The 12,978-nt window shown below is 36.1% G+C and carries 8 protein-coding genes; 1 reads left to right on the forward strand and 7 read right to left on the reverse strand.

Annotated elements, in window-relative coordinates:
• Positions 1–167 precede the first annotated feature (167 nt).
• The 4 genes from IPI15_RS04250 to IPI15_RS04265 all read right to left on the reverse strand — a co-directional run bounded on the left by IPI15_RS04250 (position 168) and on the right by IPI15_RS04265 (position 6,840).
• The gene (locus IPI15_RS04250; protein WP_287419308.1) at positions 168–3,611 is read right to left on the reverse strand and encodes an efflux RND transporter permease subunit; all 3,444 of its coding nucleotides are present in this window, start codon (positions 3,609–3,611) and stop codon (positions 168–170) included.
• 68 nt (positions 3,612–3,679) lie between these two features.
• Positions 3,680–4,831: an efflux RND transporter periplasmic adaptor subunit gene (locus IPI15_RS04255; RefSeq protein WP_287400947.1), complete on the reverse strand. Its 1,152-nt coding sequence runs from the start codon at positions 4,829–4,831 to the stop codon at positions 3,680–3,682.
• A gap of 41 nt (positions 4,832–4,872) precedes the next feature.
• Entirely contained in the window at positions 4,873–6,207 is a 1,335-nt protein-coding gene (locus IPI15_RS04260; RefSeq protein ID WP_287419309.1) for a TolC family protein, read from the reverse strand.
• Positions 6,208–6,222: 15 nt separating this feature from the next.
• Positions 6,223–6,840, reverse strand: a complete 618-nt coding sequence (locus IPI15_RS04265; protein ID WP_287400952.1) for a TetR/AcrR family transcriptional regulator — start codon at positions 6,838–6,840, stop codon at positions 6,223–6,225.
• Between the two features lie 429 nt (positions 6,841–7,269).
• Between IPI15_RS04265 and IPI15_RS04270 the strand changes: the two genes are divergently transcribed.
• Complete coding sequence (locus IPI15_RS04270) at positions 7,270–7,641, forward strand: four helix bundle protein (protein ID WP_287400954.1); 372 nt, start codon at positions 7,270–7,272, stop codon at positions 7,639–7,641.
• A gap of 100 nt (positions 7,642–7,741) precedes the next feature.
• Here IPI15_RS04270 and IPI15_RS04275 read toward each other — a convergent pair whose 3' ends face one another.
• The 3 genes from IPI15_RS04275 to IPI15_RS04285 form a co-directional block, all read right to left on the reverse strand.
• A complete protein-coding gene (locus tag IPI15_RS04275; RefSeq protein ID WP_287400956.1) occupies positions 7,742–9,136 on the reverse strand; it encodes a type III PLP-dependent enzyme domain-containing protein in 1,395 nt (464 codons plus the stop codon).
• A gap of 36 nt (positions 9,137–9,172) precedes the next feature.
• On the reverse strand, positions 9,173–10,570 hold the full coding sequence (gene lpdA / locus IPI15_RS04280; RefSeq protein WP_287419311.1) for a dihydrolipoyl dehydrogenase: 1,398 nt from the start codon (positions 10,568–10,570) through the stop codon (positions 9,173–9,175).
• Between the two features lie 251 nt (positions 10,571–10,821).
• A complete protein-coding gene (locus IPI15_RS04285; RefSeq protein WP_287419312.1) occupies positions 10,822–12,588 on the reverse strand; it encodes an ABC transporter ATP-binding protein in 1,767 nt (588 codons plus the stop codon).
• Positions 12,589–12,978 lie beyond the last annotated feature (390 nt).

Here is a 12,978-nt window from a genome sequence, read left to right on the forward strand (position 1 = left end):
TATTTATTTTAATTTTTCAACTACTCAAAATAATAGATAGTTAATTAATGAAGGAAACCTTTGTGAACTTTGTGGTATAACCAATTTGACCTTTGTGGTAAAACAAAAAAGAGCCGATACTCACGCACCGGCTCTTAATTTTATAAATCACTTATTCTTAATACATATTAATGCCCGGCAGTAGTCACTTCAGCATCATCCATTAAAGAGTCATGGTATTTACGCTCATGTGCTGATTTCTCAGCAGAATATTCGCGACCCATTCTACGGAATAATCTTGTTTTGAATTTCTCTATCAAGACAAGCATGCTTGGCACCATGATCAATGTAAGGAAAGTTCCAAAGATCAATCCAAAGATCATCGTCCAACTCAATGGACCCCATAAAGCTACATTGTCACCACCTATGAATAACTTCGCATCACCGGTTGTAAATAATGAAACAAAGTTCAAATTAAGTCCAATAGCTAAAGGGATTAATCCAAGAATGGCCGCTACAGCTGTAAGGATTACCGGAGTCATTCTGGTTCTGGCAGCCTCTGCTGCCGCGGCTCTAAGTTCCATGCCCTGACTCAATAAGAGATCGGTAAATTCTACTAGTAAAATTCCATTTCGAACGATGACCCCGGCGAGTGCAAATAACCCAACACCACTCATTACAATAGAAATATTCATATTAAATATTGAAAATCCTAACAATACTCCTGTGATACTGAAGATGATCTCTATTAGAATAATTACTGGTTTGGAGGTAGAGTTAAATTGTACTACCAATACAAGGAACATCATTCCAAAGGCAATCATAAAGGCAGTTCCTAAAAATCCCATTGTTTCTGCCTGATCTTCCTGTTCACCGGTCATCTTGATGCTTATTGACTCCGGGTGTTGGAATTTATTGATATTCGATTGTATTTTAGCGACAACTTCATTTGCGTTATAACCGGTCAATACGTTCGATGACAAAGTAATTACCCGTTTTTTATTGATCCTCTTGATTCCAGCATATGTGTTAGAATATTCTACACTTGCCACAGAAGAAAGTGGAACCTGTCTGATCTGACCTCCCATATTCATGTCTCTATAAGTCAGAGGAATATTAAGGATGTTACTGATGTTGCTCCTTTGATCTTCCTTTACTCTCAGTTGAACTTTATATTCATCCTTATCATCACGGTATTTAGAAATTTCTTTTCCAAATATGGACGTACGAAGTTCACTTCCAATTTGGGCGGTCGATATACCTTCCTGGTTAGCCCTTCTTCTGTCTATACTTACTACTATCTCAGGTTTATTTGACTGGAAATCTGACCGCAGTGCTTCAACACCTCCTACCTGCTTATCTTCCAAATAACTCTTTAGCTTGGCTGCATTGTCTATTAATTCTTCAAAGTTATCCCCTGACACTTCGATATTAACAGCTTTACCGGTTGGTGGGCCAGATTCTTCCTGATCTACTACGATCTCAGCGCCTGGAATGCCTTTCACAGCCTGACGGATCTTGTCCATATAAGCTACTGTCGATTCTCCATTTCTGTGAGCGTATTCAACAAAAGCCACAGTGACTTTACCAAGATGTGGTGCAGCCTGAGTCTGAATGTCTTCAGAGGTACCAGCGCCAATAGCGACATTTGATATTACAGATTTAACGATAGGATTTTTGTCTCCAATTACTTTGTAAATACGTCCTTCAAGTACCTTTGTAATTGAATCTGTTACTTCCTGGTGCGTCCCTATCGGTAATCTTAAATACGTGATTACATAATTTGGATCCGCTTTAGGGAAGAAGTCAACTTTTGGTGATCTTATCGCAGTGAAAATAATTGAAATTGCAAGCAAAGCAAATCCTCCAAAAAATACAAATAACGGCCTCCAGCCTTTTAATGCAGCCGTAACAGTTTTAAAATATGAGTTTTGGATAGCAGGCCAAAGTTTTGTTTGAAATTTTTCAATCATCCAGGAAAATAGAAATTTATTCAGCAAGAATAAAGCAAATAGGGTCACCATAAAGTTACCTAATCCTGCATTAATAATATAACTAATGATAATTATGATTAGAAATCCGATGCAAGTGATTATAAATCCTCGGTTAATTGCTCTTACTTCCTTTATTGTCTGATGAGGCTTCATAAAGTCAACCGCGAATACCGGATTTATTATGTATGCCACGAACAACGATGCAAGCAACATTATAATGAGTGTAAATGGAAGATAATACATAAAATCACCCATAATGCCCGGCCAGAAAAGTAGCGGAATAAATGGTGTCAATGTTACGATTGTACCCGTCAATACCGGCATGAATACTTCTCCAGCAGCCATTCGTGCCGCTTTAAAGATATTGACCTTGCCATTGGCAAAGATACGATGCGTATTTTCTATAACGACGACGGCGTCATCAACCACAATACCCAATCCAAGTAGGAAGGAAAAGAGTACGATCATGTTCATGGTATAACCAAATGCCTGTAATACCAGAAATGTGATAAATGCCGAAATCGGCACACTAAGTCCTACAAATAATGCATTGGAAGTTCCCATAAAGAACATTAAGACAAAGGTAACCAACAAAAATCCAATGATGATGGTGTTGATTAAGTCATCCAAGGTCGTTTCAGTTTGAATAGATTGATCCTGAGTGATCGTAATCTTTAGATTTTTCGGAAGCACTTTTTGCTCCATATCCTCTAATTCATGTTTAATACTTTCAGCAGCAGAAATTAGGTTTTCACCACTTCTTTTGATGATGTTTAATGTAATAACATTATTGTGATCCAGACGTGCATAAGACTCTTGTTCTTTAGTTGTATCTTCTATGGTTGCGATGTCTCTAAGGTAAATCGTACCTCCATTACTGGTTCTTATAATGAGATCATTCATCAACAATGGATTTCTATACTCACCTTTGACGCTTACAGCCCACTTCGTGCCGTCGAGGTTCAACTCTCCGCCTGAAATGGTCATGTTTTCGTATTTGATGGCATTTTCGATGTCGCCAAAGCTTGCTCCGGCAGCTGCCATTTTGTACATATCCACATTGACCTGGATTTCCCTTTCAAGTGCTCCGACGATTTCAATTCTGTTGATCTCTTTAATTGATTCCAGGCGATCTTTTACATCATCCGCATATTCTTTAAGTTGAAGAAGATCTAAATCGCCTGACAGGTTAACGTTCATGATCGGTAGGTCAGAAAGATTAATATCGATGACGTCTGGATCTGCAGTAAGATCTTGGGGCAGGTCAGGCCGGGATTTATCAACAGCATCTTTTACTTTCTGCTTTGCTACATCGATCTTTATACCAGTATTAAACTCAACGATAATAGTTGAGAAATCCTGAAGAGAGTTAGAGGTGATCTTCTTAACACCACTTATACTCTTGATTTCCTTTTCCAATACTTTGGTAACGACATTTTCCATGTCTGTAGGAGCAGTACCTGCATAAACCGTTGCTACGAATATCTTAGGAATGACTACTTCAGGGAAATTTTCTTTCGGAAGGCTCAGATAAGTCATGATGCCTAACAGGGAAATAAAAAGTGTGCCCAGGTAAATACTGGTTTTATTTTTTACAGCCCAAGTAGTGGGCTTGAATTCAACATTTTGATCTTCCATTTTTATTAAATTAATATTTGAAAATTTGGCATAGATATAAATCAGCTGCCTGTCAGGAAAAACGGATATTATTTACTAGAAACCTTCAAAAGGTTACCATCATTAATACTTTGATAACCAGTAGTGATTAATTCATCACCAACTTTAAGTCCGTCAATAACTTCAATGTTTTCACCACTTACTGCTCCTGTTTTTATATTTACTTGTTTGGCGTATTTCTTACCATCTTTTACCTCAGCGATAAATACGTAATACCCATCTGTGTTTTTTAATAGAGTCTTCACAGGGATACTTATAGCTTTATCGTTCTTATAATCTCTTATTTTAAGCACACCAATCATATTTGTCTTGATTGAAGTTTGTCCATCAGGGATATTAATTTCAACCGTAAAACTTCTATTTAGTGGATCTACAACTCTAGATACATAGTTTACCTTACCTGTAATCTCTTTGTCGAGGTCAGGCATATACACCTGAACAGAATTTCCTTGCTTTACCTTATTTATATAAGATTCAGGCACTTCAGCTTTGAGCTTAAGGCCTTTTGTTCCAACTATTCTAAATGCTGGCATACCGGGCGAAGTAGTTTGGCCAAGTTTGATGCTAACTTCATCCACCACTCCAGGATATAGCGCTTTTATTTTATACATGTCATTCTGCTGATACACTGTATTTAAAGAAGCTATAGCATTATCCATATTGTTTTTGGCATTAAGAAATTGAACTTCGCTACCGATCTTCTGGTCCCAAAGTGCTTTTTGCTTTTTGTATAATTCTGTGGTGAAGCTCACTGCTTGTTTTGCTTGAGTGATATTTCTGCTAACCAATTCATTGTCAATTTGAGCCAATGTTTGACCTGTTTTAACATGAGTACCTTCTTTTACAAAGATCCTTGTCACAGTACCAGGCATTGAAGCGGAAATTTGGGCATTTGCATCGACATCTATTTTACCCATTACTTCCACTTGAGAGGTAAAAGCTGTAGTCACTACCGGAGTGATGCCAACCAGTTTTTCTAATTCAATTTTTGATGAAGTATCAAGCTTTGCGATTTCTTTTTCAAGAATAGCGATTTCTTTCTCAAGATTATCTCTTTGTGCTTCTTTTTGATCAAGTTGTTTTTGCTTGGCAGCAAGTGTTTTCTCATCTGAAGGACCTGCACATGATTGCATGATCAACGCTAGTAGCAGCAATACTGAAATTAATATTTTTGAATTCATTTTATATGATTGTATGTTGATATAAGTTATTTCGTTTTTAATTATTCGAAGTTGCCTAGTGCTTTTTCAATGGCAAATTTAGAAGTAATGACTTCTGACTGAGCCTGAATCAAGCCCGCTTGGGCGCTATATAATTCTGCTTCAGCTTGTTGAGTTTCGAAACTGGCACCGATTCCTTCCTTATATTTCACTTGAGAAACGCGAAAGATTTCCTGCGCAAGGTCCAGAGACTTTTGTTTGTCTTTAACTGTTTCCAATGCGTTGAGGTAAGATTGTTGAGCATTTATTACTTCGAGGTTGGTAGCTCTCTCAAAATCGTTTCTGTCGATAACGTTAGTTTCAACTACGATTTGAGCTCGCTGTATATTAGCTTTTTTGGCGCCTCCGTCATAAATTGGTACTGCTAATTTTATACCAACTAGAGATGTTGGTATCCATAAACCACCTGATTTGAATATATTGTCCGATTGAAAACCACGGCCAAAAGATCCGAAAACACTAAGGGATGGAAGATATCCTTTTTTAAAACGATCAATATCCAGCTTTGCCAATTCAATTCCTTTTCCAATGGATCTGTATTCAGGTCTATTTTGAATGTTCAATTGCTCAACAGATTTACTTTGTTCTGTTTGAGCTTCATTATATATTACATCAAAATTATCCGTCAACGTTATTGGTTGGTCCATAGGCAGTTGCATTTGGAATTTTAGTACATTTTTCAGTATTTCAATATTTCTGCTCAGTACGTTTATTGTTGATTGTAAGTTACTGATACTTAAATCAATTCTGTCTACATCTAACTTCTCATTTAGTCCTGCTTTATATATCTCACCGACTTCTTTTCTAAGCGTCTGGATAATGTTAATGTTCTTTTCTAATTGTGCTTTATTCTTTTCTGCAATCAATACAGTGTAATATGAATCAGTTACATTTTTTCTAATAGTAATTGGAGTTATTTCAGTTTGAGACCTGACATATTCTCTATACAATTTAGCGGCTTTTAATGCCACAAGATATGATCCATCAAATGCAAGCATACTTGCATTTAGGCCTAGATTAAGATTATTTCTTTTCTGAAAGGCTATAGTTCCACCTTCGCCGGTTGGATCAAACTCCTTCGGTAAAGGCATCGCAGGCACTTCAATAAAATACTGATATTCAGCAGAACCATTTAATTGAGGCAAACCTGTTGCTTTAATCGCTTTCATTTGAGCTTCAGCATCTGCGATTTTAATTACATCTTTTTTAGTGCTGCTATGATTTCTGATGGCATATTGGACTGCTTCTTCCACAGAAAAATTTTGTTGGGCATTTGCTGCAAAGGATATGGCTACAAAGCAACTGAGCAATAAATGTTTTAAATTCCGTTTTGACATATTTTTCGGTTTTGATTAGTTGTTAAAGTATTTTATAATGTAATCATTAATTAGCTTTCTGCCTTTATCTGTACATATACCGTTCAAGTGGTAGACGACTAACTCATGAATTACCTCTACAGGTCGAAATTCATTTATTGGAAAAAAATCCTGGTCAGAAAGTAGCAATGTCTTTTGGTAAAAAAGCTTTGCTATTATTTTTTCATTCAGATCTTCTCTGTAAAGACCTGCTTTTTTACCTTCTTTCAGATTGTCTAAAATTTTATTAATGACGTAATGTTCATTGCAACTATTTGCATTTTCCCATATATCGAAGTAATATTTTTTTAGATCCAGGTATTTTTGATGATTGTTTTGTTGGGCCTCCTTCATGAAATGCCTAAAAACCAAAAATATAAGTTCTATTGGATTAGAGGCCTCTTTTTGAATTGCATCAGATTGCTCTTGATTCCTAGCTTGGAAGGATGCAATGCATTCAGTCAATAGTTCTTCCTTGTTGGAGAAGAATTGGTAAAGTGTTTTCTTGGACATCGTGAGTTCTTTGCAAAGATCATCCATGGTCACAGATCGAAAACCATATTTCAAAAATGTTTGAAATGCTTTAAATTTTATTTGTTCTTTTAGTTCAGACATTATGTTGTTTAAATAATGCGGCAAAGATATATTTAATTTTCGTTTTGGAAACAAAAAAAACAAAAAACGTTTCCACCGTATTTAAAACTAACTTTTTAATGCCTAACATAATTTTATTTGGTATATCTTTTTCGGGGCATAATTAAACGTTTGTTTAATTTGGAAATGTAGATATATTGGGTAGGATGGAGCAAAATATAATCGACGAATGGGATAAAATAATCGACGAAAGACATGAGTGGTTAATGTGTGATAGGTGATGTGTGATAAGTGATAAGTGATGTGTGACGTGTGATGAATGATGTGTGATAAGTGAGGTGTGGGTAATTTTGATATAGTTGGAAGATAAATTTTTTTTTTTAAATAGTGAAGTATTGTTTATATTTGTCATTACCACCTATTTTTAATTCAACCACCAAACCAATTATTATGGAAGCTTTTGATTATAATCAAATATTCAGGGAAAGAACAAAAAAACTTGCACTTACTATTATCTCTATTTTGTCAGAGGTAAAATATTCTGATGCATTCGGGATATTGAGAAAACAATCAATTAGAAGTGTAACTTCTGTAGCAGCAAATTATCGTGCGACTTGCAGAGCACGGTCTTTAAAAGAGAAATATTCAAAGTTGTGTATTGTTGTGGAGGAATGTGATGAAACCCAATTTTGGTTGGAATTACTTTTTGAATGTAAATTTATTAACCAATTAAGTTACCAAAGTGTTTATCAAGAATGTTCCGAAATACTTAAAGTAATGGCAACTTATAAAAAGAAAATAAGCGTAGAGTTGAACAAATAATATGTTCACCGCTTACTTCACTTATCACTTATCACTTATCACTTATCACTTATCACTTATCACTTATCACTTATCACTTATCACCCTATCACCCGATAAGCTAGTACCCCAGTATCTTCAACATACTTTCAGAATCCTGATCATTCGCCCAGACCCAATCAATGAGATTCCCATCCTGGTCTTTATCAATTAACACATGTTTAGGAGAGGGTAGGAGACAGTGTTTTATACCTCCATATCCGCTTAGAGCATCTTGATAGGCACCACTATGGAAGAAGCCTAAATATAACTTTTCATCTTTCCGGACAGCAGGAAGATAAACTTGATTGCTGTGTGCTTCAGAATTATAATAGTCAGAATTGTCGCAACTTAATCCTCCAATATTTACCCTCTTATAGTCTCTGTCCCAATGATTTATAGGTAATAATATAAAGTGTTCATTGATACCCCATGCATCAGGCAAGGTATTCATAACTGAATTGTCAACCATATACCACCACTCATTGTCATTTTGCTGCTTCTGACCAATGACTGAGAAAAAATGTGCACCACTTTCACCAACCGTGTACTTGCCAAATTCTGTGTAGATGTCAGGTTCAGGTATTTCATTCTCGGCGCATGCATCCCTAATTTGACGTACGATCTCAAGGATCATGTAACCATAATCGTATTCAAAACCAAGACTATTTTTTATTGGAAGTCCGCCTCCAATATTGATTGCTTCAAGCGTTGGGCAAAGCTTTTTAAGTTCACAATATGTTTTAATCCCCTTGCGCAGTTCGTCCCAATAGTAGATATTGTCCTTAATGCCGGTATCAACAAAGAAATGTAACATTTTTAGCCTTACATTCTCGCTTGGTTTGACCTTTTCAATGTAATAGTTGATGATTTCAGACTTTCTAATTCCTAACCTGGAAGTATAAAATTCAAAGTGTGGTTCTTCTTCAGTAGCTACCCTTAATCCAATATCAAAAATCTGATCACCAAGGTATTTTTGAAAAATTTCCAATTCATCTCTGTTGTCCATGACAGGGATGATATTGGTAAATTCGGATTGGATCATTCCGCAAATCCTTCTGATATATGAGTCATTCTTAAAACCATTGTTGACAATGATCTTATCTTTTGGCACAAGGCCTTCTGAGTGAAGTTTCCAGATTAGGTCTATATCGAAGGCTGATGATGTCTCTAGATGTACGTCATTCTTGAGTACTTCTTCCAGTACATACCTAAAGTGACTACTTTTGGTACAATACGTGTAATTGTATTTTCCAGTGTAATGTAATTGGAAAATGGCAGTTTCAAAGTAATTTTTTGCTTTACGTATTTGATCGGAGATCTTTGGAAGATATACCAACTTAAGTGGTGTACCATACTTCTCAAGAAGATCGTATAATTTTATACCATGAAAAAGTAATTTATTTTCTTCCAATCCAAATCCTTCCTGTGGAAAGTAAAATGTCTGGTTGACTAAGTCATGATAAGTATTATTCATTGGCTTGGAACGCTCTGTTTTATTTTTTATAAAAAGCTAGATATGTATTACTTCGCCATAGGCAGCCGCTGCTGCTTCCATAATGGCTTCACTCATCGTAGGGTGAGGATGTATAGATTTGATCATTTCGTGACCTGTAGTCTCCAATTTACGGGCAACTACTATTTCAGCTATCATTTCAGTAACATTGTCTCCAATGAAATGTGCACCAAGCAACTCACCGTATTTTGCATCAAAGATTAGTTTAACAAAACCATCTTTAACACCACCTGCAGCGGCCTTTCCTGATGCTGCAAAGGGGAACTTACCAATCTTTAATTCGTATCCGGCTTCTTTTGCAGCAACTTCAGTATAGCCTACAGAAGCAACTTCGGGAGAGCAATATGTACAACCTGGTACATTGCCATAATCTATCGGTTGAACATGCTGACCTGCGATTTTTTCTACACATGTAATACCTTCTGCACTAGCTAAATGTGCAAGAGCCTGAGTTGGTAATACATCTCCAATGGCATAGTATCCTTTGACACTTGTGTTATAAAATTCATCAACCTTTATGAAGCCTTTTTCTATGGAAATACCTACCTCTTCTAATCCAATGTTCTCAAGATTTGGTGTAACACCGGTAGCAGAAAGCACCACATCGCATTCGATGACTTGACTTTCACCCGTCTTACGATCCTTAACAGTAACTTTTTTCTTAGTGCCTGAAATATCTACTTTTTCTACTGCAGTATTTCCAAGGATGGTCATTCCTTTTTTCTTGTAAATCTTGTTGAGTTCTTTTGATATTTCAGCATCTTCACGCGGGACTAGTCCATTTTCCATAAACTCAACTACGGTTACTTTAGTACCCATGGTGTGATAGAAATACGCAAATTCAACACCAATAGCTCCAGCGCCAATGACGAGCATTGATTCCGGCATTGTAGGGAGAGACATTGCTTCCCTGTATCCAATAATGTTTTTCTTATCAATGGCAATTCCCGGTAGTTCTTTTGCTCTTGCTCCTGTGGCGATTATTATATGATCTGCTTCATAAGTTGTCTTCGTGCCATCCGCGGCAGTTACTTCTATTTTTTTATCTTTTTTCAAGATACCATTGCCCATAATGGCGTCGATCTTGTTCTTTTTAAAAAGAAATTGAATTCCTTTGCTCATGCCATCAGCCACACCTCGGCTTCTTTTGATCACAGCGCCAAAGTCTGCCTTTCCGCCTTCAACAGTGATTCCAAAATCAGAAGCATGGTTCAGATATTCAAATACTTTAGCGCTTTTAAGTAAGGCTTTTGTAGGAATACAGCCCCAATTAAGACAGATACCACCCAAAGATTCGCGCTCGATCACTGCTGTTTTCAAACCTAATTGTGAAGCTCTTATAGCAGCTACATATCCTCCAGGACCACTTCCTAGCACTAAAACATCGTATTTCATTCTAAAGAATTTTATAGATTGAAGTCAATTTGGAATATTGACTTGTAATTTTAAAAATCGTGCAAATATAGTATTATAGTATAATAGTGGATAGTATTAGAGTATTAAAGTACAATAGTGGATAGTATAAGAGTATTATAGTTTAAGTTATACTAACGAACTGGTTAACTATAATACTTGTCAACTGGTTAACTATTATTCTGGCTAACTATAATACTGGTTAACTCTAATACTTTTTAACTTTAATACTTCTAATTCATACTCATTTCAGGATTTTCTTCCACCATTCCTACTTGCTGACGCCACATCGCAAAATAAAGTCCTTTTTTCTCTAATAATTGCCAGTGTGTTCCGGATTCTACTACCTGGCCAGCTTCCAGCACATAAATGCAATCGCTGTGCATGATGGTACTTAGTCGGTGCGCTATGAGAATCGTGATGCGCTCTTCATTACCTGGTAGATGAACTATAGTCTCATTGATTTCTTCTTCTGTTAAACTATCAAGGGCTGAAGTTGCCTCATCAAAGACAAGCAAATTGGGATTGCGTAGTAAAGCTCTAGCGATAGAGAGTCTTTGTTTTTCCCCACCCGATATCTTAATCCCGCCTTCTCCAATTGTTGAATAAATACCTTTATCTGCCCGATCAAGTAAATTGTGAGCTGCTGCCATCCGAAGCACTTTTTCAATTTCTGAATCTGTGGCATCAGGTTTAACGAAAAGTAAATTTTCTTTGATGGTTCCGGCGAATAAATGTGTTTCTTGAGTGACGATGCCTATCTGATTTCTTATTTCATTGATATTTATCTCTTCTACGGGAATACCACTGTATTTGACCTGACCGGCTTTTGGTTGATATAATCCGACCAACATTTTAATCAACGTGCTTTTCCCTGCACCTGAAGGCCCTACAAATGCTATTTTTTCGCCTTTATTTACTTTGAAATTAATGTCTTTAAGTGCAGGTTTGGCAGCAGTTGGATGCGTAAATGTCACTTTTTCAAATGCAATGGAATCTATGATACCAACCTTTTTAGGGTTTGATGGGAATATTTCGGGTGTTTTATCCATCAACATTTTAAAATTATTCAATGAAACAAGTGTCTCTGAATAAATATTTATCAGATTACCTATTTCATTTAAAGGACCAAATATGAAAAATGAGTACATAAATAAGGAGAAAAATTCTCCAACCGTGATGTTTCCTTTGAAAATTAGATAGGCCATAATGACGATGATCGTCGTTCGCAGAAAGTTTATCACAGTCCCCTGAATAAATGAAAGGCTTCTTACATATTTTACTTTTTTAATCTCCAGTTCAAGGATCTTATTTGTTGTTTCACTTAGCCTATTGATCTCTTGATCTACAAGTCCGGTACTTTTAACTAACTCAATATTTCTTAAAGATTCTGTGGTTGAGCCGGCAAGAGCTGTAGTTTCACCAACAATCTGTTTTTGTATGGTTTTTATCTTTTTAGTTAGGAAACTACTAAGAATGATTAGAATTGGTATCGTCAGACAGAACAGTGGTCCTACTGCCCAATAAACTGAAAAGGAATAAATCGTTACTGCTATGATTCCCACTAATGAAACAAACATTATGTTGATAAAAGTAGACAGTAACCTTTGGACATCTGTTCTTACCTTTTGTAATATACCCAATGTCTCTCCACTCCTTTGATCCTCAAATACTTCGAAAGGTAGAGATAGTGCATGTTTTAGTCCATCATTGTAAATCTCTGTACTTACACGTTGCGTGATAAGGTTAACAAAATAATCTTGAAATGCTTTTGCAATTCGGGAAACCATTGCCACTCCTATAATGGCTAATCCTAATGTAATCACACCTTGGATGAATTGATCTGTAGTATATTTATTAAGGTTTGATGTGTACTTGTCAATCATGAGTCGCATGATATATGGATCCATCATGCTGAACAACTGTCCAATAGTGGCCAGAAGCAAAGTTAATGCGATGAGCCAACGGTGCTTACGCAAGTACGTTAGTAAAAATTTCATTTATGGCTTAATTTATGAAGGGCAAACAATGGATTGGCGATTTAGTTGAAAGCAGACGCTAGATTATAGGCACTAGATTCTAGAAACTAGATGCCAGAAGTCAGAAGCTAGAAGTCAGAAGTTAGAAGCCAGAAGTTAGAAGTCAGAGATCAGAAGATAGAAACTAGATGTTAGAAGAGAATTTGATCGACATCTGGCGGCTTGCTAAAAAATATTAACAAAAATGTATAATTTGCATGACACCAATTATTTAAAAAAAAATCAAAGGCTTACTTTGTAGATGTTTTAAAGCTTAAAATTTCCAAAGCATAATAAAATTTTCATTTTATTATTTTTTGTAAAATAAAGCCAAGAGCCATCAGCTATCTGACATTACCTATAATCGTCATT

It is taken from the genome of Candidatus Brachybacter algidus (assembly GCF_016707225.1).
Taxonomy (GTDB): domain Bacteria; phylum Bacteroidota; class Bacteroidia; order Chitinophagales; family Saprospiraceae; genus Parvibacillus; species Parvibacillus algidus.